Source organism: Alteromonas sp. D210916BOD_24 (assembly GCF_047159385.1).
Classification (GTDB): domain Bacteria; phylum Pseudomonadota; class Gammaproteobacteria; order Enterobacterales; family Alteromonadaceae; genus Alteromonas.
Genome location: NZ_AP038333.1, coordinates 2,305,650 through 2,328,914 on the forward strand (window position 1 = coordinate 2,305,650; position 23,265 = coordinate 2,328,914).

Genomic DNA, 23,265 nt, shown 5'->3' on the forward strand with positions numbered 1-23,265 from the left:
CACCGAGTTGCACAAATGAGTGGTAGACTAAATTTCACTCTGGTTAGGAAGCATTGTATGAAGTGGTTTAGCAAGGGAAAAGTCGCGTTGTTTAGTGTTTTGGTTGCTGTTGTGGCTTACTCTATTTGGCAGGCGCGAATGACAGAATCCCCTCTTCTTACCGCCCCTGCCATGGTACTTACCGCCACTGATTTACCTCAAGACTTCTTTGACACGCAAGTAGAGCCAGTTCTCACCTCGCGCTGTGTGGTTTGCCACGCCTGTTACGACGCGCCTTGTCAGCTAAAGATGTCATCTCCAGAAGGACTGGCCAGAGGCGCTAACAAAGAAAAGGTCTACGAAGGATCGCGCTTAATTGCCGCCAAACCTAACCGGTTATTTGTTGATACTGACGCTGTTGAACAATGGCGAGAACGCGGCTTTTACAATGTGCTCTCATCGCCCCAGTCACAACGACAGCAACAAAAAGGGACAGACACTTCGCAAACTTCGGTTTTAGCGCAAATGTTACTGTTGAAAAAAGTCCATCCATTGCCTACAGGATCTCATCTCAGTGACCGATTTGATATTAGTCTAAACCGCGAACAACAATGCCCAACGCTGGATGAAATGGGTACTTACATTGCCAAACATCCTCTAGGCGGCATGCCCTACGCCTTACCTGGACTCAATGACGCTGAGCACACTACTTTACTTACTTGGTTATATCAGGGGGCGCCATTGCCCTCGCCCAAGCCGCTAAGCGACCGAGAAATAGCCAAGGTCAGCGAACTGGAAGTCTGGCTGAATCAAAACAGTAACAAAGCGCAATTGTCAGCACGCTATATTTACGAGCACCTGTTTACTTCCCATTTGTATTTTGAAGAGAATGTCGAAGAAGGAGAAACGCCGCAGTTTTATAATCTTGTTCGCTCTACGACCGCGCCGGGTAAACCTCTTGATATTATTGCTACACGTAGACCCTTTGACGATCCAAAAGTGGCGCGCGTGTGGTATCGCCTGCAGCCTGTACATTCGACCATTGTCAGTAAAACCCATCAGCCTTACGCCATCACCCCAGCCCTTTTGGCCAAGTGGCATACATGGTTTATTGAAAGCGACTATGCCGTTGAGTCGCTGCCTTCTTATCAGTCTGATGTAGCAGCAAATCCCTTGACTGCTTTTAGTTTGCTACCTGTAAAAAGTCGCTATCGCTTTATGTTAGAGCGCGCCCAAAACACCATTATGGGTTATATCAAAGGGCCAGTTTGTCGCGGCCAAGTGGCGTTGAATGTGATCAACGATCGGTTTTGGGTGTTTTTTGTTGATCCCGACGTTGCCGCTTCACCAACAGTAAATGCTTTTTATGCCTCACAGCGAAAGAACCTTCATCTGCCTGCCGAAAAAGACAGTACCGCGTTTGCCGTCAACTGGGTTAAATATGCTAAGCGACAGGGTGACTACATGCGTGCCCGAACGCGATTTTTAAACAATGAGTTTACTCATTCAGAGCATTTAACGTTAAACAGTATTTGGGCGGGGGATGGCGACAATACTAACGCTAGTCTTACCGTATTTCGCCACTTCGACAATGCCACTGTAGTACAAGGCATGGTGGGTAAACCGCCTAAAACCGCATGGGTTATTGATTATGCACTGCTTGAACGCATTCACTATTTGTTGGTGGCAGGGTTTGATGTCTATGGCAATTATGGTCATCAGCTGATGACCCGACTGTATATGGATTTTCTTCGCATGGAAGGCGAATCAAATTTTCTCAATTTATTGCCGCCCAATTCGCGGCGTACGCTTTTGGCAGATTGGTATCAAAAGGCCGGTCCTGAGCTGAGTGATTTCCTCGAAGGCGATATTAATAGTTTTGAGCAAAAAAGTGGCATTGTGTATGAAACGACCACGCCACAACAGGAACTTTATGGCTTGTTAAAAGCTTATTTGCATGATGTACAACCAAATACAGCCACCACGAAAAAGCGCGTACTAAGCCCCGAGCAACTGACAGCGTTAAAAACCATTGATGAATTGCCCGCCAAACAGGCAACCCTGCTACCCGAAACCACTATGGTCATGGTAAGAAGCGATACCTCCCCCAGTGAATTTGAAGTGTTTACCATTTTGAGAGACAGTGCCCACTACAACGTCAACAGCTTATTTCTTGAAGAAAAAAACCGCGAACCTGAGAAAGATGCATTGACCTTGGTGCACGGATTTTTGGGAAGCTATCCCGATGCCTTTTGGCAGATAAACGCATCAGACATCGATCAAACACTACACGCGCTTGCTGAGCTAAATGACGAAGCAGATTATCGCCAATTATTAGATAAAATAGGCATACGACGCACTAATCCAAACTTCTGGAGATTTAGTGATGAACTGGCTGCGTGGTCGAAGGCGCGCTTCCCTATTGAAGGTGGGTTGTTAGATTACAATCGACTAGAAAACCGTTAAATAAGATGTGTGGTAGGTGAGCAGGCACATTTAAGGGAAAGACCAATAACGTGATAGACGTAAAAAAACCAAGTGGGCGCTAGCCTGGGTCACACTGGTAAACTTTGCGTTACTGCTTTTCTTTTATGAAACACCTGTGCTAATGTCCAACTCATTGGAAATGAAAGAACATTAGTGCTCCATGCCCTATCAAACCGTTGCTTTAATTGGAAAACCTCAACACGCGGCTACCCACGATAGTCTGAATATTCTTGCCAACTATTTGCTTGCTAAAGGCTGCGATTTATTGGTTGAAGAGAGCATCGCCAAAGAACTGGAAACCGATAGTTTCAGAAGCTGCAATTTGGTAACCATTGGTAAAGAAGCCGATCTGGCAGTGGTAGTAGGTGGTGATGGCAGCATGCTGGGTGCAGCGCGAGTACTGGCGCGCTTTGATATTCATGTGGTTGGGGTTAACCGTGGAAATCTGGGGTTTCTCACTGATATTCATCCCGATGACATCACGCAGCAGTTGGATTTAATCTTCAGCGGCGACTGTGTGGTAGAAGAACGCTTTTTACTTGAAGTAGCCGTGTACCGTCACGAAAAACTCAAGAGCAATAATTCAGCAGTAAACGAAGTCGTATTACACCACGGCAAAGTGGCTCACATGATGGAGTTTGAGATATACATCGATGATCAATTCGTGTTTAGCCAGCGCAGCGACGGCCTCATTGTAGCCACCCCTACGGGTTCTACGGCGTATTCCTTATCTGCTGGTGGCCCCATCATCATGCCAAAGCTCAATGCCCTGACGCTAGTGCCCATGTTCCCCCATACGTTGAGCAGCCGGCCTATTGTGGTTGATGCCGACAGTCAGGTATCGATGAAAGTATCAAAGGTCAACAGTGATTCACTGCAAGTAAGTTGCGACAGCCATATTGTACTTCCCGTGCTGCCCGGTGATGAAATTCGAATTAATAAGAGCGCTGACAAACTGCACTTGGTTCACCCCAAGGGATACAGCTATTTTAATGTGCTGCGCAAGAAACTTGGCTGGGGCAGCAAGCTGTACTAAGAGAGCAAGCGACAACGCTTTACTCTGCAACTATTACAAGATCATGTAGGTTTTTCGTAAATCTTAGCATACTGAAAAATAAAGATTTTTTAACTTTCCGTATTTTTCTAACAAAATCTGCCACTTACTTGGCAATCTTTTTTCGGCATAGCCATTGCAATCTTCCTGATACGCAAATACGCGCATTAGTCGATACGTCGCCTATATGAACGTATCGCTTTTTCTGCAATAAATAATCAGGAGATAACATGAGCAATACCAATATCAAATTTACAGCACCGGGAATGGATAACGATGCAGCTGCTAAAACTATTGAGGTATTGGAGAAACGTCTAGTTGCCTTATTAGATCTTCAACTGACCTTGAAGCACATTCACTGGAATGTCGTTGGTCCTAATTTTATCGGTGTACACGAAATGCTTGACCCTCAAGTCGACGCAGTACGTGGAATGACCGACACTATCGCTGAACGCATTGCTACGCTAGGCGGTGTACCCAAAGGTACACCCAAGGCCATCGTTGAAGGTCGTACCTGGGAAGATTACAAGATTGGGAAAGGACTGGTACTCGACCACCTTAAAGCACTAGACGCGGTCTATTCTGGCGTGAATCAAGATCATAGAAACGCAATTGAGACCTTGGGAGACATCGATCCCGTCTCTGAAGACATGGTAACTGGCCAGTTAGCTGATTTGGAACAATTCCAGTGGTTTGTACGTGCGCACATCGAGTCAGGCAGTGGTGAACTTCAGGCTTAGGCTTTTAGAGCATGACAACATCCACTTTCTTTAGCGTGCGCTAAATTGAACTGGCAAAGGAGAGTTAAAGCTCTCCTTTGTTCTTTGTAACATGGATAATATAGCTAGTAGAAGAAGCGCGGCTCCTATTCCCTTCCTATTGACTGTACAAATAATTTGTTAACCACAGAACCCTCATTTCTTTTACAAACTATTTTAACTTTAAATTCATGCGCTTACTTATTAAATCAAAGGCTTCCGTCGTTTTCTTTCAGCTATGCTCTTTACACTTTTAAAATACTGTATATATTTACACATACTGTATATATCATCATGTTCAACTTATTCGAGTGTGGTTATGTTAGCGCATCTTTCAATTTCTAATTTCGCGGTAGTCAAACAATTGTCAATTCACCTTGAGAATGGACTTACCGCCATAACGGGTGAAACCGGCGCAGGTAAATCCATTGCAATCGACGCCCTAAGCTTGTGTTTAGGTGAACGAGCGGATGCCAACGCGGTACGCAAAGGTACGGCGAAAGCGGAAATTATCGCCCATTTCTCGCTGTGTAATAATGCACTTGCAAAGGCTTTCCTCGACGAGCATGAACTCACCTCGGACGAAGATGAAAACAGTTGTTTTGTAAGGCGAGTAATTTCTAAAGAAGGCCGCTCGAAAGCCTTTATTAATGGTATTCCAGCTTCGCTTCAGCAGCTCAAAGGGTTGGGTCAATATTTATTGGCCATTCACGGGCAAAATACACATTTACAACTATTGAAAGAAGAACATCAGCGCCAGTTAGTCGACAGTTATGCTAAGCACGCGCCCCTTTTAGAAGAAGTGGGTCGCGCGTTCGCTGTGTGGAAAGACAAACAAAAAACGCTTAAAGACCTTCAAGCCCAGGCACAACAGCGGGAAGATAGACTTCAACTGTTAACCTATCAGGTGCAGGAACTGGACGAATTTGCCATTGAAGAGGGTGAATTTGAAGAGTTAGAAGTGGAACACAAACGTTTGAGCAACGGGCAAAGCCTGCTAGAGCAAGCGCAAAGAAGTGTCTATAACCTTTATGAAAGCGACGAAGGTAACGCGCTGTCAGTGATCCAAAGCAGTATAGAACGCCTCGGGGAATTAGAAGCCCACGACGCACACTTAACCCCCATCATTTCACTGCTTAACGACGCTGCTATTCAGGTTGAAGAAGCCGCAGGTGAACTGCGCAGTTATTGCGACCATTTAGAGATAGATCCATTGCGTTTGCAACAAGTAGAAGCACGTTATGCCAAAGCGATGGAACTAGCGCGAAAACATACCGTGATGCCAGAAGAATTATTTCATCATCACCAAGCCCTCACGGCGGAGTTTAACGCACTGGGAGAGCAAGAGAGCTTGTTGGGTACGCTAGAAACAGAAGTAGAAGAAGTGCGTAAGCAGTATTTGCATGCCACAACCCAATTATCTGAAAGCAGATGCAATGCCGCGAATAAGTTGGCCTCAGACATCGAAAGCCAAATTCGGCAGATGAATATGCCCCACGCCAAAGTCAATATTGACGTGTTGTACGATGAACTAAAAAAACCCGTAAGTACGGGGTTGGATACCATTGAATTTAAAGTTTCCACTAACCCTGGGCAAGACGCTGACAAGCTTGAAAAAGTGGTGTCAGGGGGTGAGTTATCTCGAATTGGTTTAGCCATTCAAGTCATCGCCAGTGACAATCATGCTACACCTACCATGGTTTTCGACGAAGTAGACACCGGCATCAGTGGACCTACTGCATCCATTGTAGGGGGGCTTTTACGCAAATTAGGTAAGCAAGCTCAGGTCATGTGTGTTACACACTTACCGCAAGTTGCCGCACAAGCGCATAATCAACTATTTGTGACTAAAGTAACTGACGGAGAAAGTACAGAAACCCAGATGCTTGCGTTAACTAAACAAGATCGTATCGATGAATTAGCACGCTTATTAGCTGGCGACAAAGTGACCAAATCTGCCCTTGCGAATGCAAAAGAGTTACTTAAAAGCGCAGCTTCGAACTAAAATGCAGTTGATTGGTCATAGTTGTCAATGTAGCATGCCTTCGCGCTTGCAATAAAACCGTCACCGATTTTCAGATTGGCGGCACTAACAAAGGCAATACTGGACAAAATATCGCATGAAGTTGCAACACCTTATAATTATTCTTGGAATAACACTTACCTCAACAGCTTGCTCAAACTGGATCTACCGAATAGATGTGCCTCAGGGCAACTTTTTAGATCAAAGGGATGTAGAAAAACTGCGCGTTGGTATGACAAAGGAACAGGTAATATACGTTCTTGGTAATCCTGTAGTGCAGGATTCTTTTGATGATGACACCTGGTACTATGTTTATGATATGAAACGCGGAATGAAAAAGCGTGGTGAGGATTTTCAAAAGCAAATGGTGATCAATTTTGTCGACGGTAAAGTCGTCACGGTTGAAGGTGATTTCGAATTATCTGAAGACTTCAATACCCCGCTAGATAACTAAACGTTAGGGTTTCTTGGCTTAGAAGGTAGCAACAGCTTCCTTCTGAGAAGGTACGTACGTCTCGCTTCTTTTTTATTACGCCGCCAATCGACCAATCTTACCTTGAGGCTTTTATGGAACATAATTTTTGGCATAGCAAATGGCAAAAGAATGAAATTGGATTTCACGAGCCACAAGGCAATGCATTACTGGTCAAATTCGCTGACATGTTACTTGGAAAGACAAACCCTTCAAGTAAACCCATGCGTATATTCGTTCCTCTTTGCGGCAAAACCCGTGATATTCACTGGTTGTTATCTCAGGGCGCAGACGTGGTGGGTGCTGAGTTAAGCGAAGTCGCCATTAAGCAGTTATTCGATGAATTAGGCGTTAGTCCAACTGTCACTGTCTCTTCGAAAGGCAAAATATATTCACACGATGGTTTAACTGTATTTGTAGGGGATATATTTGAACTTAACGAAGATGACCTAGGCGAGGTTAATGGCGTATACGACAGGGCGGCATTAGTTGCGTTACCAGAAACACTTCGTCGCCAATACACCAATCACCTTGCGACTATAACACGCCACGCTCCCCAACTTATAATATCTTTTGAATACGATCAAAATGAAATGGCTGGCCCGCCTTTTAGTGTTGATGAAAATACAGTGCAAGCACTTTACAGCGACATATTTGATATTCAATTACTTGAACGCTCCGAATTGGTTGGTGGCCTGAAGGGAAAAGTAAAAGCTAACAATCTCGTTTTTCACCTACATGCCAACAACATGCCCTAGCCTGTAAGTCTGCAGGCTAACGCGGATATTGGTCTGGCGTTGGTTACATGCCAATCACCGTCTCAATTCCAAAAAGAAGCGCTCCAATTAATCCCCCCACTAACGTCCCATTTATACGCACTTTCTGAAGATCCCTACCTATATTCAATTCTATTTGCTGTGCCATTTCACGCTCGTCCCAACTATTAATGGTGTCTCGAATGTGCTTGGTAAGAAATTCTGCCAGTTCCGGCGCCATATATTTTGCGGCTTCGCCAATGTGGGTGTTGAACGCCCGAGACAACTCACTGTCTTGAGTCAAACTAGTTCCTAATTCCTTGAGTAAATTTGCAACTTTCGTTTCGGCTTGTCCATTTTCTTCAGTCAGTGTTATCAGCAACCACTTATGAAACCGCCCCCACGATTTATGAATATATTCTTTTAATGCCGGATCATTACCTATTTTCTCGCGGTAACGATTCACTTTATCTTCCATTAATGGACTGTGTTGCAACTCATAGAGAAAATCATGAACTTGCTCATCAAAAGCGTGCCTGATTGGATGTTCAGGGTCTTCATATATATCGTCTAAAATGCTCGACACAGCCTTCACGGCTATCAATGCGCCCTGTTCACTGAGCCAACTTGAAGGGAGCAGTTTTTCTATGCGACTGTATTCCGTCTTTAGCCACACAACCAAGGTGTCGGCAATGTACACTTGCGTGTCTGGTTGGGCTAATAAACTAGCGAGTTTCCCTAAAATCCTATCAAGTACAATCTGATGTTGACGTTCTTTAGTAATTGCATTTAACGATGTTGCCATTAATTGCCGTAAGTCTAATTGTTCGAACCCTTTTTGAGCGGTTTTGGCGATAAACGCTTTTACAGGCTTATCATCAAGCACACGAAACAGTCCCGCCACGCTATCGCACAAAAATCGACTGAGTCGCGATGCATTTTTGTCTACCATCAACCAACGACCAGCTCCTTTTGCAGGATCACTGGTACGAATAAGTCGCTCAATGGCGGCTGGATGAAAAAACTTCTCTTTCACAAATACCGCAAGATTACTGGCTATGGCAGACTTATTAGTCGCGACAATATTAGTATGAGGTATTGGATATCTTGCTGGGATCGGCTTAAAAAGAGCCGTTACCGCAAACCAATCAGCTAATCCCCCAACCAGTGCCGCTTCACTGGCCATTTTCACTAACCCTAACCACCAAACCCCAGTCAAATCGCCAAACAATTTCGGAGCAAGTATTGTGAACATAAAAACAGCCGCAGCAATAAGCAAACAGCCGAGTGCCATGTTTTTCGCTCGCCTCAATTGCGTATGTTTATCCTGCATTCAACACTCCGACTTCAACGCTACAACGCTACAACGCTACAACGCTACAACGCCATTGTTACTAAATAATATGCGTACGAACTAATAAATAAAAACATCTAAATATGCAAGCAACAGGCCTACCCCGCAATCCAAAACAAAAACAAAAGGGACAGACACTCAATTGGAACAAAAAGGACAGGCACTCAGTTAAATAAAGACTGAGTGTATTGTGGACAGACACATATTCCAACTTAAGAACAAGCCATGTTCGCCATTTGCTAAGTTGTCATTTACAAGATAAGTGCCTGTCCACTTCCCCAATACGCCGAAAGAAAGTGCCTGTCCACTTTCCCCAATACGCCGAAAGAAAGTGCCTCTCCATTTCCTCCAATACGCCGAAAGAAAGTGTCTGTCCTTTTTCTCTCCCCCAATACGCCGAAAGAAAGTGTCTGTCCTTTTTCTCTCTTTTTCTCTCGCTTGCGGTGAGAAGCGAGAGTTGGCTAATTTACTTAACTTTTAGTTTGTTTTACTAAAATACAGTACTTGGTATGTTAAAAGTCACTAATTACTGCCAACTAAAACATATAACACATTGTTTTAAATGCATTTTTAATAATGGCATAATAAATGGTTAGTCATTAATAAATTGTAGTATGAAAGCGTCTGTGTTTTGGGCAAAAAGCCATTCGCTTCTTAGTAAAAGTTGTTTAAAGGAATTGATAATATGAAAAAGTCTCTTGTTGCTGGTGCGGTTTTACTGGTTTCCACATCAATGCTTTCAGGATGTGTTATCCACGTAGGTAACGCCAATGCGATGGAAGGAAGTGATTTTAGTTCTATTTTGGGAAATATAGATATTGCTGCTGGAAAACACGCTGGCGATATTTCATCAGTAAATGGAAACGTTGAGATAAGCGAGGGCGGAAGTGCCGATGAGGTGAGTATTGTCAATGGCAATCTCAATATGGAAGGTCACGTTACCGTGGGTAGCGTCGATATTGTTAATGGTGATATTACTGCCACTACCCATTTAACCATTCTGGACAATATGGAGTCGGTTAACGGCAATATTCAAATTCCCAATCACAGCAACATAGGCGGCAGCATTGAAACTGTCAACGGCGATATTGAGATTGCCAATTCGGTTGTCAAAAACAACATTGAAACGGTAAGTGGTGATATTGCTCTACGTGGTGTTACCCATGTAGTAGGAGATATCGTTTTTCACAACACTGAAAGTTCATGGGGTGCGTTTTCTGATGACAAGCCTACATTAACCATAGGCCAAGATGTGACGATTGATGGCAATATTATTTTAGAGCGCCCTGTTACGCTTGAGTTGGAAAACGACGCGCTGCATCAAAAAGTGGTTGTCAGCTATTCCAGTGCCAAGTAACGTTACGGTTTTTATTGCCTTTTAAATACCATGACCGAACAAGAAAAGATGTTGTCAGGCGAGCTATATTACCCGTCTGACAAACTACTCACCGCACTGCGTAAGCAGTGTCGACAACAACTCGACCTCCTAAATGCCACCTGCCAAACCGAGCATAAAAAGCGCAGCCAGCTGTTAAAAACCTTGTTTGGAAGCACGGGTAAGCGGCTTTATATCGAATCAACATTTAAGTGCGACTATGGTGAGAATATTCATGTTGGTGAGAAATTTTTTGCCAATTTTAATTGTGTGATCCTCGATGCAGCAAAGGTAACCTTTGGCGATAACTGTATGCTTGCACCTCAAGTGGGTATCTACACGGCTACGCACCCTATCGACCCAATTCAAAGAGCCACTGGCATTGAATTTGCCAAACCAATCACCCTCGGCGACAACTGCTGGGTGGGTGGCATGGCTGTGATTAATCCCGGAGTGACATTAGGCAACAATGTTGTAGTCGCATCTGGCGCTGTTGTGACGAAGTCTTTCGGCGACAATGTGGTAATTGGTGGTAACCCAGCCAGAGTTATCAAATCAATTGATACTCGTGTCGTTCACACCACGGGTAAGACTAGTTAGGCTCTGCAACATCGACAAAAAGTCCATTCCTTTGCGCGCAATCTGGTGCACCGTAAAAAACGATACTGTGTTACCAGTGTAGTAATGCCGATTCAAAACACAAAAAGCCGGCGAATGAAGTGACCCCCAGTAGTTGGACTATCCAATTACTGGAGTCACTTCACTGATGAAGCCGGCTTTTTTGAAAATAAATAACAACGCTACGATGACGTAGGCAGTATTATCGCTACTTGCGTTTTACTGAACGCCCTACGCGTTTATTCACCCCTTGCTGTTTGCGCACTTTGTGCTTTTTCACCGAGCGGCGCATACGGCTTAGTCTGGCGTGATCAAGCTTACCTTGGCGCACATTGACCATGGTTTGGGTTTCATCAGGCAGCTGAACGTGATTGCGCAGTGCATTCACATCTTCCAGACCTAACTCTACCCACGCCCCTTGGGGCAAACGCTTTTGCAACTCAATGGGGCCGTATTTCACCCGAATAAGGCGGCTTACCTGTACCCCTTGCGATTCCCATAAACGGCGAACTTCGCGGTTGCGACCTTCTTTAAGGGTGACATTAAACCAGCGGTTCATGCTTTCTTCTTCGGCGTTCTGCGGCGTTGGTGTGCCTGATATGGTCAGGAATTTAGCTTCGCCGTCTTCCAACTGAACACCTTTTTTCAAGGTATTCAGCGTCTTCGGCGTGACTTCGCCAAACACCCTAACCGCGTACTCCCGCTCCACCTCACATTTGGGGTGCATCAAGCGGTTAGCCAATTCACCGTCATTGGTGAATAACAGTAATCCACTGGTGTTCATATCAAGACGACCAACGGTTATCCAACGCCCTAGGCGAATGGCCGGCAGTCTATCAAAAACCGTGTCGCGGCCTTCCGGATCGTGCCGGCTACATAACTCACCTTCTGGCTTGTTGTACATTAGTACTCGGCATATAGGTTGCTCGGTTTGGCGCGACAACAAATGCCCATCCACGCGAATTTGTGCGGTGTGGTCGACACGGTCGCCCAACGTCGCAACGGTACCATCTACCGATACGCGTCCTTCTTCAATCCATCGCTCCATTTCACGTCGCGAGCCTAGCCCTTGGTTTGCCAGTACTTTTTGCAACTTTTCAGTCATGGGTTTTCACTCTTTAATTGCTTGTTTTCGGTCGCACGGTCTATTCAGACGGTGCCTCATTTAACACCTTAAGCGGCGAGTCAGATGCAATGCTTTCAGCCATGTTTTCAAAGGTGTCAGCGTTAGGTAAATCGGCTAACGACGTCATTGAAAAATAATCCAAAAAGCCTTTGGTTGTAGCGTATAACGCTGGGCGTCCAGGCACTTCTTTGTGCCCCACTACTTTGATCCAATCTCGTTCTGTGAGTGTCTTTATAATATTGCTGCTTACCGCCACACCGCGTACCTGCTCAATTTCACCACGGGTAATAGGCTGACGGTAGGCAATTAAGGCCAACGTCTCAAGCATTGCTCGAGAATATTTTGGCGCATTTTCTTGCCATAATTTACTTAACCACGGACTAAGCGCATCCAACGATTGAAATCGAAAGCCACTCGCCACTTCCACCAGCTGAATACCCCTTGGGCGGTAATCAAGCGCTAGCTCATTGAGTACCTTACTCAAAGTTCGGTCGGCTATCACAAATTCGTTGAGCACAGTGTCTTTAAGTTGCTGTCTGGAAATGGGTTTATCGGCGACAAAGATTGCCGCTTCAACCAGTTGTTTAAGTTGTGCCGTGTTAATTTTCTTCATGAGCACCTAATTTTACATGAATTTTGGCGTAAGGACCTGCCTGAATGCATAAAATAAGTTGTTCTTTCACCAATTCTAAAATAGCGAGGAAACTGACGACCACACCCGCTTTCCCTTCTTCCACCGTAAATAACTGTTCTAAGGGAGTATATTGTGTAGAAGTGAGGCGCGATAAGATAAGTGACATACGCTCTCGTGTACTTAACGCCTCTCTGGCAATGGTATGATGTTCAAAGGCCTGTGCCCGTTTCATGGCAGCACTGAATGCCAATACAATTTCAGCAAGCGTGATGTCGGGTTCAATACGAATAGGCGCAACGTTGTCACTGGTTTCAACATAAACATTGTAGATATCTCGCTCTAGGCGAGGTTGGCAATCTAAATCTTCAGCGGCTTGTTTAACCAATTCGTATTCTTGTAAGCGTCTTATCAGTTCAGCGCGAGGGTCGTCTTCTTCATCCGATTCGTCACTGCGTTTAGGAAGCAGTAACCGGGATTTAATTTCGGCTAATATCGCCGCCATGAGTAGGTACTCTGCAGCTAATTCAAGCTTGAGCGACATCATGGCATCCACGTATTCCATGTACTGTTTAGTCACATCAGCGATAGGCAATGTGGTGATATCAAATTTTTGCTTGCGGATAAGATAAAGCAGTAAGTCTAACGGCCCCTCGAAGGTTTCCAGAATAACTTCCAGGGCGTCTGGCGGGATAAACAGATCCTCGGGCTTTTCAATAAGGGCTTCACCATTGATAAAAGCCAACGGCAACGGCTGTTGAATGGGTGTCGACGATGGGGCACTTTCATCTGGCGGCACTGAAGCTAATTGGGCGGATGAGGTTAGCTTAGGCGTGACACCGTCTTTACCATCACCTCGTTCGAATTGCGTTCCACTACTCAATGCCCCGTCTCACTTCTATTCAAACGGACTTGGATCGCCCGTGCCATGGCGTAAGATTACAGGTGTATCTTCCGATAAATCCACTACCGTGGTCGGCTGTTCACCAATGTAGCCCCCATGAATAATAAGGCCCACCTGCTTTTCTAAGTTATCGCGAATAATATCCGGGTCTGATTCCGCCATTACATTACCGGGTAAAATAAGTGACGTTGACATGAGTGGCTCGCCCAACTCTTCAAGTAAGGCAAGCGCAATAGCGTTATCAGGCACGCGAATACCGATGGTTTTTCGCTTGGGGTTTTGCAAGCGTTTGGGTACTTCCCGTGTAGCCTTAAGGACAAAAGTATAGCGGCCGGGTGTATTGTTTTTGATTTGGCGAAATGCCGTATTGTCGACCTTGGCGTAAAGCGATAATTCAGACATATCTCTACACATCAATGTGAAATTGTGATCTTTATCGATTTGGCGAATGCGACAAATTTGCTCCAATGCCTTTTTGTCTTCCATTTGACAGCCAATGGCATAACCTGAGTCAGTGGGATACACCACCACTTCTCCATCTCTAATCAACTCACACGCTTGCGTGATCAAACGCTTTTGTGGATTGTCTGGATGTACGTAAAAAAATTGGCTCATACTGTTTCTCTTGTTCCTTTAGCACACTTTATACGTTGATAAGTCGCTATCGCGCTGTGTATTAATTCATTGCTGGGCACTGACTACTTTCTTTTCAGCTACCCATTAATCCATAAGTGGTGGTACGCCGTTTTTTACGAAACGTTCACGTCGTTAACGTGTTGCCAATTGTGCCATATAGGTAACAGCTTGCTACTGATACCCAAATTTTTCCCCAATTCTGTCCATCGAGATGGGAAATGAAAATCAGACCCCGCTGAAGCCAGTAACTGGTGGGATTGGGCAAGTTCATTAATTAACTCTTGCTTGGTTTTGTTGATCCCCGGAAACGCGGTCTCCATTGCATCGCCACCTGCTTGTTCGAACAATGCCACCAACCGCCGCAACCATTTTGCAGTCATGTCGTAATGTGCTGGATGGGCCAGTACTGCCTGCCCGCCAGCGTCGTGGATCCAGGTAATGGCAGTTTCAATACTGGGCCATTGAGCTTTGACCGCGGCGCGCTTGCCCTTGCCTAAATATTTTTTAAAGGCCGCTTCCATACTTGGCACACCATAATTGTTGACTAACACGCGGGCGAAATGCGCTCGGGTGACTTGCCCCACTCCCGCCAAAGCTTTTGCTCTTGGCAATACGCCGTCGAACCCGCATTTTTCCAGCTTGTCAGCAATAAGTGCTGCGCGCGCCTCACGGGCCTGACTTTGTTCCTCAAGCCGCGCTAAAAAACGAGGGCATTGGCGATTGACGTTTAACCCTACTATATGGATATCAAACCCATGCCACAAGGTTGAAATTTCAACCCCGTCAATCAACGTAAGTGCACGTTTTTGCTTAGCTTGTACAGCATGCGCTTCATCTAGGCCAGCAACGGTATCATGGTCAGTTATCGCCAGCACATCAAGTTGCATGGTATGTGCGCGAAGGACTAATTCTTCTGGCGTTAAATGCCCATCGGAATATTTTGTATGACTGTGTAGATCTATTTTCAATGTCTTATGCAAATTTATGGTTGACACAAAAGGCAATTTGTTTTCTTCTATATACACAAAGTATACGTACTAACGACTTCAAATCCTAACGAAGTTTAAACAAACAACGAGTAATTCATGCATACGTTTGGTAATTCAACAGCAATGACAGTTGCAACTTGGTGGTGGCACTCCCTAACTTAACGGGCGGTGTGCACGGTTGTGCGTGAATGAAATACACTTAAAGGCCCGTTTTTACGGGCCTTTTTTTTATCCTTTTTTGCAGTTGGAGAGTAGCAAAAATGAGTTTAGCGGAACTGGGGACTTCTCCGGGTAAAGTAGAAACAATAGAGCAAATGGGGCATTACATAGATGATCCCCTCGCCGCCTTTGCCCACTTATGCGCTGGCAAAAGCAATGCGTTACTATTAGAGTCAGCTGAAATTGATTCTAAAGACGACTTACAAAGTTTACTTATGGTTGACGCGGCCCTTCGTATGGAATGCTCGGGCAACCGGGTAGAAGTGACAGCGATAACTGGCAATGGCGTATCGGTATTGCCTTTGTTCATTGCCCACGCGCCGGCAGGTCTGACGGTAGTAGCGCGCTCTGACACCTCGGTCACCTTGGTGTGTGAAGCCGCCGGAGAAGAGTTGGACGAAGACAGCCGGCTAAAAGCAGCAAGTGTTATGGATGCACTGCGTATTGTGATCAACAAAATAACGCCCATTCGCCAACATCCCCACGCAGTGTTCCTTGGCGGTGTATTTGCCTACGATATGCTCGCCGGCTTTGAGACATTGCCAGACGTGGTTGAAGGCGACAATGACTGCCCAGATTTTGTGTTTTATCTTGCTGAAACCTTGATCACCGTCGATCATCAAACCCGCGAAACCCAACTCATTGGTAGTGTATTTAGTGGCAACGATGTCGCGCAGCACTATTTTGCAATCGCACAGCGCCTCGAAGCCATCCATCAATTACTACACGATATGCCATCACAACCGGTGCTCACCCGCCAAAGCACCAAACAAAGTGGACAGGCACTCGAAAGCCAGGAAAAAGTGGACAGGCACTTAAACCTCCAACCGCAACAAAAAGCACAACAAAAAGGACAGACACTTAGTTCTCACGCAGATACCATTGAAGTGGATGTTGATATTGACGATGACACCTTTTGTGGTCACGTATTAGAGCTAAAGCAACATATTTTAGCCGGCGATATTTTTCAGGTAGTGCCGTCGCGCACTTTTTCTCTCCCCTGCCCATCGCCAATGCTTGCCTATGCCAAACTAAAAGCATCAAACCCCAGCCCTTACATGTTCTACATGCAAGACAAAGCATTCAGTATTTTTGGGGCTTCCCCTGAGTCAGCACTTAAGTATGACAGTAGCACCAACCAAGTTGAGATCTACCCTATCGCTGGCACTCGCCCTCGCGGTAAACGCCCAGATGGAAGTATTGACCGAGATTTGGACAGTCGTATTGAACTTGATCTTCGTGAGGACAATAAGGAAAAATCTGAGCACATTATGCTGGTAGACTTAGCCAGAAATGATGTTGCCAAGGTAAGTCGCCCCGGTACACGTTACGTCAAAGATTTATTGAAGGTAGATCGATACTCACACGTTATGCATCTTGTATCGCGCGTAGTAGGCCAGCTTAGGGACGATTTAGACGCGCTGCACGCTTACCAAGCATGTATGAACATGGGCACATTGGTGGGTGCCCCCAAAGTGAGTGCAGCCACACTTATTCGAGAAGTAGAAAAAAAGCGTAGAGGCAGCTATGGTGGCGCAGTGGGCTACCTGAATGGACAGGGTGACATGGACACCTGCATTGTCATCCGCTCTGCGTTTGTCAAAAACGGGCATGCGTATATTCAAGCTGGGGCCGGTGTGGTCCATGACTCTATACCACAAGCTGAAGCCGATGAAACCCGTGCAAAAGCGCAAGCTGTAATTGGTGCAGTAAAAGCGGCATTGCAAGAAGAAGTGCAACTGCGCATTAAGGACAGCGTATGAACCAGCAAATCACTACCCTTTTTCTATTAGATAATGTCGACTCTTTTACTTACAACCTAGTTGATGAGTTACGTACACTAGATTTAGATATTAAGGTTTATCGCAATACAGTTTCAGCGGCGCTGCTATTTGAGCGAATGCAAGAACAAGCCACTAAAGGCCCAGTATTACTGATGCTCTCACCTGGTCCTGGTGCACCAAGTGAAGCGGGATGTATGCCTGAACTTCTTAATATGGTCAAAGGCCGCTTTCCCGTCATTGGCATTTGTTTAGGCCATCAGGCCATTGTTGAGCATTATGGTGGCGAGGTTGGTCGTGCCAGTCAGGTCATGCATGGAAAATCCTCTGCTATTACTCACTCACAACAAGGTATGTTCGAAAACCTGCCACAGCCTTTGCATGTGGCTCGCTATCACTCATTGGTCGCACTCACGCTGCCAGAATCATTACAGGTATGTGCATCCACACTAAATGACGACGGTAGCGAAGCGGTAATGGCGGTATATCACGAAGGCGATGGCATGTTGGGATTTCAATTTCACCCCGAATCAATTTTAACCGCACAAGGCAGTGTGCTGTTAAAGCAAAGTATTGAATATTTGACACTACAGGGAGCGAATAATGCTTAACGCAGGCCCTTTACTTGAACAATTAATGCTACGAGAATCACTTTCGCAAACCGAAGCCTACAGTTTGTTTAATAGCATTATGCATGGCGAACAAACTGAAGTAATGATAGCGGCCATTTTAACCGCGCTGAAAATGAAAAAGGAATCCCCCAGTGAGATAGCGGGGGCTGCCAGCGCCATGGTGGCAAACGCATTACCATTTCCCTCGCCTGCTTATGAATTTGCCGATATTGTAGGCACCGGTGGTGATGGCCACAATACTATCAATATTTCCAGCGCTGCGGGTGTGGTAGCAGCCGCGTGTGGCGTAAAAGTGGCCAAACACGGAAACCGAAGTGTATCGAGTAAATCAGGCTCCGCCGACTTGTTTCGACAATTTGGGCTGAATTTAGACATTAGTCCAGACCTTGCCAGAAAGTGCTTAGATGAAGCCAATTTCACGTTCTTATTTGCGCCCGTGTATCACGCGGGGATGCGCCATGCCGCGCCAGTACGCGCAGCGCTTAAAACAAGAACACTGTTTAATATATTAGGGCCATTGGCCAATCCCGCTGGGCCCACCCATGGCATCTTTGGGGTCTACTCTCCAGCGCTACTTGAACCCTATGCAAAAACCCTTATGCTGCTTGGTCAGCACCGCGCCATGATTGTACACGGTGACGGACTTGACGAACTGGCACTGCACGGTGATTCCATCATCTACGACTTAGAGCACGGCGACGTGAGAAAGTTAACGGTTTCTGCAGAGGATTTTGGTTTACCTCACTATCCCCTTTCAGCCATCGAGGGTGGCGAGCCCGAAGACAACAGACACTACGTAGAAGCCGCGCTCAGCGGTGAAGGTAAAGAAGCCCACCGTGCTGCGATTGCCATGAATTGTGGCGCCTTGCTCAAGGTGACTGGCAAAGTTACTACCTTTAAAGAAGGGGCAGAAATGGCTATGAATGCAATGGCTGAGGGACGACCGATGGCGCTTTTATCGAAAGTTGCAAAAATGACTCAGGAGACAAATACAAATGGCTAATGTGCTTGAAAAAATAGTGGCTGATAAGAAAGAAGAAATCGCGGCCCGAAAAGCTGCTTTTCCACTTGAGAAATTTGAGCATACGCTTTCCCCATCCAATAAAAGCTTGTTTGCGGCACTACGCGAACCCAATGCAGCATTTATATTTGAGTGCAAGAAAGCCTCACCTTCCAAAGGGCTCATTCGAGAGAACTTCGATCTGGATGAAATTTTAGCGGCGTATACCCCTTTTGCTGCGGGGATATCAGTACTCACCGATGAAAAATACTTCCAAGGAAAGTTCGAATATCTAGCGTATGTGACCGAACGGGTAGCCCAGCCCGTGCTAAACAAAGATTTCTTTGTAGATACCTATCAAATTTACCTGGCACGCTATTACCATGCAGACGCCGTACTACTTATGTTAAGCGTGCTTAATGACGAGGAGTATCGCGAGTTAGCAGAGGTAGCTGATGCACTGGGAATGGATATTCTTACCGAAGTCAGTAATGAAACGGAAATGGCTCGTGCCATTGCCCTAGAAGCCAATATTATTGGTATAAACAACCGTAACTTACGTGACTTGTCTACCGACTTAGCCACCACTGAGCGTTTAGTGCCCCTGCTAGAAGATGCGACACATGATCATGTGGTGATTTCTGAGTCAGGGATTTATACCCATAACGATGTACTGCGCCTGGCTCCTATTTCTCATGGATTTTTAGTCGGCAGTGCCTTAATGGCGCAAGCAGATTTACCTCGTGCGGTGAAAACTCTCGTGTTTGGTGGCATAAAAGTATGCGGATTAACTTCGCCAAGCCAAGCACAAATGGCCTTCGATAAAGGCGCGAGTTTTGGTGGACTTATTTTTGCCGAAAAATCACCCCGCTGTATTAGTTACCAAATGGCAGAATCGATTACGCAAAGCGTAAAAGGGGCATTTGTCGGGGTCTTCGTTAATCACAATATTGATGACGTGGTTTCGCTGGCAACGTCACTCAATTTATTTGCCGTGCAGTTGCACGGTGACGAAGATGAACACTACATTGCTACCTTGTCGGACAAACTGCCCGCACACTGCGAAATTTGGAAAGCCGTAGGCGTACAGTCTCACCTCCCAGACATTGTGGACAGGCACTTAAACAACCCCAGTATTCACAGACTGCTGTTGGATTGCCAAGTGGGTAAAGCCAAAGGCGGTACCGGTCAATCCTTTGATTGGCAACTTCTCAACGACTTGACTCAAAAAGAAAAACTGGTACTGGCAGGGGGCGTCACTCCAGACAATGTCAGTCAAGCCTTAGCGACAGGGTGTGGGCTAATTGACGTAAATTCAGGGGTAGAAGACAGCCCAGGTGAAAAGTCAGCAGATAAATTGAAAGCGCTATTTTGCGCTTGCCGCAATTACTAATTTAACTAGACAGGACTACGTATGAACCAACTAGAGACAAAATTTGGCGAATTTGGTGGCATGTACGTGCCCGAATTGCTCATTCCGGCATTAGACCAATTGGAAAGCGCGTTTTTAGAGGCCAAAGACGATCCGAGTTTTAACGAAGAGTTTTTATCATTACTCAAAGATTATGCAGGCCGTCCGACGGCGATGACGTTAACCCGAAACCTTGTTAGTAACCCTAAGGTGAAGTTGTACCTCAAGCGCGAGGACTTACTTCATGGTGGTGCACATAAAACTAATCAGGTACTAGGGCAAGCGCTGCTGACAAAACGCATGGGTAAAAAGGAAGTAATAGCCGAGACAGGCGCGGGCCAACATGGTGTAGCCACGGCACTTGCCTGTGCATTATTGGGGTTAAAAGCACGTATTTATATGGGCGCAAAAGACGTAGAGCGACAGGCCCCCAATGTATTTCGCATGAAATTAATGGGCGCGGAAGTGATCCCCGTCGATGCAGGCTCTGGTACGTTAAAAGACGCCGTAAACGAAGCACTACGCGATTGGTCTGCAAACTATGAAACCGCACACTACCTGTTGGGAACAGCAGCTGGCCCCCACCCCTTCCCGACTATTGTGCGCGAGTATCATCGCATGATTGGCGAAGAAACGCGCGCCCAGATAATGGAAAAAGAAGGACGTCTTCCCGATGCAGTAGTGGCCTGTGTTGGAGGAGGCTCTAACGCGATTGGTATGTTTGCCGACTTTATAGACGAACCGTCTGTGCGTTTAGTGGGGGTTGAGCCCGCAGGTAAAGGGGTACATACCAAAGAACACGGCGCCACAATTGTGACAGGGACGAAGGGGATCTTGCACGGTGCCTACACCTTTATTATGCAAGATAAAGAAGGGCAAATAGAAGAAAGCTACTCGGTCTCGGCAGGTTTAGACTATCCCGCAGTCGGCCCTCAACATGCTTACCTCCATGACATTGGTCGCGCTGAATATGTTGCAGTAACAGACGAAGAAGCGCTTAACGCGTTTCAATTACTGGCAAGAAAAGAGGGGATCATTCCAGCACTTGAGTCCTCACATGCCCTTGCTCATGCCCTTAATATGGCTGATGAAGCAGAAGAAGAAACCATTATTGTGGTGAACTTGTCGGGTCGCGGTGACAAAGATCTTGCCCACGTAACAAAAATTTTGGGGGATAAATTATAATGGACAGATACGCACGTATGTTTGCTAGCCTAAACGACAAAAATCAGGGGGCATTTGTTCCTTTTGTGATGGTTGGCGACCCTGATATAGCACAATCGGAAGCCATTATTGGCCAGTTAATTGAAAGCGGAGCTGATGCTTTAGAACTAGGCATCCCCTATTCCGATCCCATTGCGGATGGCCCGACGATTCAAGCTGCAAGTATTCGCGCATTAAGCCATAAAGTAACGGTTGCCGATTGCTTGGCGCTTATCGGTAGAATTCGCAATAAATACCCTGATGTTCCTATTGGCTTATTGCTTTACAGCAATCTGGTGATGGCACAGGGTATTGATACCTTTTATGCCAAAGCGCAAGAGGCTGGCGTTGATTCGATCCTGGTGGCAGATGTTCCAGTTCGCGAAGTTGCTCCATTTCAGAAAGCCGCAAACGCTACTGAGATATCGCAAATTTTAATTGCTCCACCTAATGCTACAGACGAAACGATGCAAAAAATAGGTGAATATTCGAAAGGTTACACTTATCTATTAGGGCGTGCGGGCGTTACTGGCGCAGAAACTGCCGCGAATATCCCAGCAGCTGATCTCATTACGCGACTAAATAAACACAACGCCGCCCCCGCGCTTCTCGGCTTTGGTATTTCAACCCCTCAACAAGTCGCGCAAGCAATCGCCGCTGGCGCGGCTGGCGCTATTTCAGGCTCAGCAACAGTGAACATCATTGCAGCCAACCTGAAAGATAAAGATAACATGCTTTCTGAATTGGGCCGTTTTGTGGCGAGCATGAAAGCAGCAACAACAAAAGGATAACTACGGATGCTTTACATGATATGTGCCACTGATGTGGCGGATAGTTTAGACAAACGATTGGCCACGCGCCCTGCTCACCTCGCCCGTTTAGAAAAGCTTAAAGCACAGGGCAAATTGGTGATGGCTGGCCCTTTCCCCTCGGTTGACAGCCCTGACCCAGGTCCAGCTGGCTTTACCGGTTCTTTAGTAGTGGCAGAATTTGAGTCACTTGACGACGCCAAACAATGGGCGGACAGTGACCCCTATGTTGAAGCAGGAGTGTACGAAAGTGTCATCGTTAAGCCATATAAAAAGGTATTACCTTAGCCGCATCAAGTCGGTAGTTAACTAAAGGCATCGTACCTGCAAAGCCTGACCTAATAAGTCAGGCTTTTTTTATAGCGGCCGGCTGAGCTAACTAAAAGTAGAATGCTAAGCATGTTTAGTGGACAGACACTCAAATAGTGCAATAGTGGACAGGAAGCATGTTTAGTGGACAGACACTCAAATAGTGCAATAGTGGACAGGCACTTCAATATGGCAAGATAAGAAACAATCTATTAGTTATGCTGATACGTTTTGCGTTATGGAATAACTCATTGCTTAGCAGTTTAAGCTAACCAAATTTGAAAGGAGTGCCTGTCCACTTTCTAACTAAATGAGTGTCTGTCCACTTTACTTTCAGTTTGTTAGCGAGCCTGGCCTTATGTACACATTACGTTTACCACGGTAGACTTAATTAATTCAGGGTCAGTTCAGATTGCTAAATTATACTGCTTGTTAGTTTGGCCTGAGCGAGAATTTTATGGTGAGGTTGTATGACATTATCGCTTCGCGCTGCAATAGTATGTCTAGTGTTAGGACTGTCTAGCACTACCCCTGCTATTGCACAGCAACATTCAAGCGGTGATATCACGAAAAGCGAAGCCGCAGAACGCGCCCGCAAAGCCGAAAATGGGCGCGTGTTAAAAATAGAGCAAACTGCAAAAAGTTATCGTGTAAAGGTACTAAAAAAGTCGGGACGCGTAGTCTCCGTAGAGGTCGACAAACGATCTGGAAAAGTTAAAACAACAGTAGATAAGGGCTAA

The 23,265-nt window shown here is 45.8% G+C and carries 22 protein-coding genes; 16 read left to right on the top strand and 6 right to left on the bottom strand.

Annotated elements, in window-relative coordinates:
* Positions 1-57: 57 nt before the first annotated feature.
* The 6 genes from ACMCM8_RS10020 to tmpT all read left to right on the top strand — a co-directional run bounded on the left by ACMCM8_RS10020 (position 58) and on the right by tmpT (position 7,531).
* On the top strand, positions 58-2,445 hold the full coding sequence (locus ACMCM8_RS10020) for a fatty acid cis/trans isomerase (protein WP_412722500.1): 2,388 nt from the start codon (positions 58-60) through the stop codon (positions 2,443-2,445).
* 181 nt (positions 2,446-2,626) lie between these two features.
* Positions 2,627-3,502 (top strand): NAD(+) kinase, encoded by an 876-nt coding sequence (gene nadK / locus ACMCM8_RS10025; protein ID WP_412722501.1) that lies wholly within the window; start codon positions 2,627-2,629, stop codon positions 3,500-3,502.
* Between the two features lie 248 nt (positions 3,503-3,750).
* Positions 3,751-4,260, top strand: coding sequence for a DNA starvation/stationary phase protection protein Dps (gene dps, locus ACMCM8_RS10030; protein WP_412722502.1), 510 nt, complete (start codon positions 3,751-3,753; stop codon positions 4,258-4,260).
* A gap of 337 nt (positions 4,261-4,597) precedes the next feature.
* On the top strand, positions 4,598-6,283 hold the full coding sequence (gene recN, locus ACMCM8_RS10035) for a DNA repair protein RecN (protein WP_412722503.1): 1,686 nt from the start codon (positions 4,598-4,600) through the stop codon (positions 6,281-6,283).
* Positions 6,284-6,398: 115 nt separating this feature from the next.
* Complete coding sequence (locus tag ACMCM8_RS10040; protein WP_412722504.1) at positions 6,399-6,755, top strand: outer membrane protein assembly factor BamE; 357 nt, start codon at positions 6,399-6,401, stop codon at positions 6,753-6,755.
* 113 nt (positions 6,756-6,868) lie between these two features.
* On the top strand, positions 6,869-7,531 hold the full coding sequence (gene tmpT, locus ACMCM8_RS10045) for a thiopurine S-methyltransferase (RefSeq protein WP_412722505.1): 663 nt from the start codon (positions 6,869-6,871) through the stop codon (positions 7,529-7,531).
* A 43-nt stretch (positions 7,532-7,574) separates the two neighbouring features.
* On the opposite strand, the gene ACMCM8_RS10050 is transcribed toward tmpT, so the two are convergent.
* On the bottom strand, positions 7,575-8,861 hold the full coding sequence (locus ACMCM8_RS10050) for a DUF445 domain-containing protein (protein ID WP_412722506.1): 1,287 nt from the start codon (positions 8,859-8,861) through the stop codon (positions 7,575-7,577).
* A gap of 706 nt (positions 8,862-9,567) precedes the next feature.
* Here ACMCM8_RS10050 and ACMCM8_RS10055 point away from each other — a divergent pair.
* Together ACMCM8_RS10055 and ACMCM8_RS10060 are read left to right on the top strand one after the other, a co-directional pair.
* Positions 9,568-10,239 (top strand): hypothetical protein, encoded by a 672-nt coding sequence (locus ACMCM8_RS10055; protein ID WP_412722507.1) that lies wholly within the window; start codon positions 9,568-9,570, stop codon positions 10,237-10,239.
* A gap of 30 nt (positions 10,240-10,269) precedes the next feature.
* Positions 10,270-10,857: a sugar O-acetyltransferase gene (locus tag ACMCM8_RS10060; protein ID WP_412722508.1), complete on the top strand. Its 588-nt coding sequence runs from the start codon at positions 10,270-10,272 to the stop codon at positions 10,855-10,857.
* Positions 10,858-11,083: 226 nt separating this feature from the next.
* Here ACMCM8_RS10060 and rluB read toward each other — a convergent pair whose 3' ends face one another.
* The 5 genes from rluB to ACMCM8_RS10085 form a co-directional block, all read right to left on the bottom strand.
* The gene (rluB, locus tag ACMCM8_RS10065; RefSeq protein ID WP_412722509.1) at positions 11,084-11,980 is read right to left on the bottom strand and encodes a 23S rRNA pseudouridine(2605) synthase RluB; all 897 of its coding nucleotides are present in this window, start codon (positions 11,978-11,980) and stop codon (positions 11,084-11,086) included.
* 40 nt (positions 11,981-12,020) lie between these two features.
* Positions 12,021-12,614, bottom strand: coding sequence for an SMC-Scp complex subunit ScpB (gene scpB / locus ACMCM8_RS10070; protein ID WP_412722510.1), 594 nt, complete (start codon positions 12,612-12,614; stop codon positions 12,021-12,023).
* Positions 12,601-13,431 (bottom strand): segregation and condensation protein A, encoded by an 831-nt coding sequence (locus ACMCM8_RS10075; protein ID WP_412727680.1) that lies wholly within the window; start codon positions 13,429-13,431, stop codon positions 12,601-12,603. The genes scpB and ACMCM8_RS10075 overlap by 14 nt, the downstream gene beginning before the upstream one ends.
* A 99-nt stretch (positions 13,432-13,530) precedes the next feature.
* Complete coding sequence (locus ACMCM8_RS10080; RefSeq protein ID WP_412722511.1) at positions 13,531-14,151, bottom strand: L-threonylcarbamoyladenylate synthase; 621 nt, start codon at positions 14,149-14,151, stop codon at positions 13,531-13,533.
* A 134-nt stretch (positions 14,152-14,285) separates the two neighbouring features.
* A complete protein-coding gene (locus ACMCM8_RS10085) occupies positions 14,286-15,140 on the bottom strand; it encodes a PHP domain-containing protein (protein ID WP_412727682.1) in 855 nt (284 codons plus the stop codon).
* A 281-nt stretch (positions 15,141-15,421) separates the two neighbouring features.
* Between ACMCM8_RS10085 and ACMCM8_RS10090 the strand changes: the two genes are divergently transcribed.
* The 8 genes from ACMCM8_RS10090 to ACMCM8_RS10125 all read left to right on the top strand — a co-directional run bounded on the left by ACMCM8_RS10090 (position 15,422) and on the right by ACMCM8_RS10125 (position 23,265).
* Complete coding sequence (locus tag ACMCM8_RS10090; RefSeq protein WP_412722512.1) at positions 15,422-17,143, top strand: anthranilate synthase component 1; 1,722 nt, start codon at positions 15,422-15,424, stop codon at positions 17,141-17,143.
* Entirely contained in the window at positions 17,140-17,772 is a 633-nt protein-coding gene (locus tag ACMCM8_RS10095) for an aminodeoxychorismate/anthranilate synthase component II (protein WP_412722513.1), read from the top strand. Before ACMCM8_RS10090 ends, ACMCM8_RS10095 begins: the two co-directional genes overlap by 4 nt.
* Complete coding sequence (trpD, locus tag ACMCM8_RS10100; protein WP_412722514.1) at positions 17,765-18,796, top strand: anthranilate phosphoribosyltransferase; 1,032 nt, start codon at positions 17,765-17,767, stop codon at positions 18,794-18,796. The genes ACMCM8_RS10095 and trpD overlap by 8 nt, the downstream gene beginning before the upstream one ends.
* Positions 18,789-20,186 carry a bifunctional indole-3-glycerol-phosphate synthase TrpC/phosphoribosylanthranilate isomerase TrpF gene (gene trpCF / locus ACMCM8_RS10105; RefSeq protein WP_412722515.1) on the top strand — a complete coding sequence of 466 codons (1,398 nt, stop codon included), beginning with the start codon at positions 18,789-18,791 and terminating at the stop codon, positions 20,184-20,186. The genes trpD and trpCF overlap by 8 nt, the downstream gene beginning before the upstream one ends.
* 21 nt (positions 20,187-20,207) lie before the next feature.
* The gene (trpB, locus tag ACMCM8_RS10110; RefSeq protein ID WP_412722516.1) at positions 20,208-21,389 is read left to right on the top strand and encodes a tryptophan synthase subunit beta; all 1,182 of its coding nucleotides are present in this window, start codon (positions 20,208-20,210) and stop codon (positions 21,387-21,389) included.
* Positions 21,389-22,198, top strand: a complete 810-nt coding sequence (trpA, locus tag ACMCM8_RS10115; protein ID WP_412722517.1) for a tryptophan synthase subunit alpha — start codon at positions 21,389-21,391, stop codon at positions 22,196-22,198. Before trpB ends, trpA begins: the two co-directional genes overlap by 1 nt.
* Before the next feature lie 6 nt (positions 22,199-22,204).
* Positions 22,205-22,504 (top strand): YciI family protein, encoded by a 300-nt coding sequence (locus tag ACMCM8_RS10120; protein WP_412722518.1) that lies wholly within the window; start codon positions 22,205-22,207, stop codon positions 22,502-22,504.
* Between the two features lie 491 nt (positions 22,505-22,995).
* Positions 22,996-23,265: a PepSY domain-containing protein gene (locus ACMCM8_RS10125; RefSeq protein WP_412722519.1), complete on the top strand. Its 270-nt coding sequence runs from the start codon at positions 22,996-22,998 to the stop codon at positions 23,263-23,265.

Coding starts and splice junctions, on each gene's coding strand:
- ACMCM8_RS10020 (WP_412722500.1), top strand. CDS start 58: ATGAAGTGGTTTAGCAAGGGAAAAGTCGCGTTGTTTAGTGTTTTGGTT.
- nadK (WP_412722501.1), top strand. CDS start 2,627: ATGCCCTATCAAACCGTTGCTTTAATTGGAAAACCTCAACACGCGGCT.
- dps (WP_412722502.1), top strand. CDS start 3,751: ATGAGCAATACCAATATCAAATTTACAGCACCGGGAATGGATAACGAT.
- recN (WP_412722503.1), top strand. CDS start 4,598: ATGTTAGCGCATCTTTCAATTTCTAATTTCGCGGTAGTCAAACAATTG.
- ACMCM8_RS10040 (WP_412722504.1), top strand. CDS start 6,399: ATGAAGTTGCAACACCTTATAATTATTCTTGGAATAACACTTACCTCA.
- tmpT (WP_412722505.1), top strand. CDS start 6,869: ATGGAACATAATTTTTGGCATAGCAAATGGCAAAAGAATGAAATTGGA.
- ACMCM8_RS10050 (WP_412722506.1), bottom strand. CDS start 8,861: ATGCAGGATAAACATACGCAATTGAGGCGAGCGAAAAACATGGCACTC.
- ACMCM8_RS10055 (WP_412722507.1), top strand. CDS start 9,568: ATGAAAAAGTCTCTTGTTGCTGGTGCGGTTTTACTGGTTTCCACATCA.
- ACMCM8_RS10060 (WP_412722508.1), top strand. CDS start 10,270: ATGACCGAACAAGAAAAGATGTTGTCAGGCGAGCTATATTACCCGTCT.
- rluB (WP_412722509.1), bottom strand. CDS start 11,980: ATGACTGAAAAGTTGCAAAAAGTACTGGCAAACCAAGGGCTAGGCTCG.
- scpB (WP_412722510.1), bottom strand. CDS start 12,614: ATGAAGAAAATTAACACGGCACAACTTAAACAACTGGTTGAAGCGGCA.
- ACMCM8_RS10080 (WP_412722511.1), bottom strand. CDS start 14,151: ATGAGCCAATTTTTTTACGTACATCCAGACAATCCACAAAAGCGTTTG.
- ACMCM8_RS10090 (WP_412722512.1), top strand. CDS start 15,422: ATGAGTTTAGCGGAACTGGGGACTTCTCCGGGTAAAGTAGAAACAATA.
- ACMCM8_RS10095 (WP_412722513.1), top strand. CDS start 17,140: ATGAACCAGCAAATCACTACCCTTTTTCTATTAGATAATGTCGACTCT.
- trpD (WP_412722514.1), top strand. CDS start 17,765: ATGCTTAACGCAGGCCCTTTACTTGAACAATTAATGCTACGAGAATCA.
- trpCF (WP_412722515.1), top strand. CDS start 18,789: ATGGCTAATGTGCTTGAAAAAATAGTGGCTGATAAGAAAGAAGAAATC.
- trpB (WP_412722516.1), top strand. CDS start 20,208: ATGAACCAACTAGAGACAAAATTTGGCGAATTTGGTGGCATGTACGTG.
- trpA (WP_412722517.1), top strand. CDS start 21,389: ATGGACAGATACGCACGTATGTTTGCTAGCCTAAACGACAAAAATCAG.
- ACMCM8_RS10120 (WP_412722518.1), top strand. CDS start 22,205: ATGCTTTACATGATATGTGCCACTGATGTGGCGGATAGTTTAGACAAA.
- ACMCM8_RS10125 (WP_412722519.1), top strand. CDS start 22,996: ATGACATTATCGCTTCGCGCTGCAATAGTATGTCTAGTGTTAGGACTG.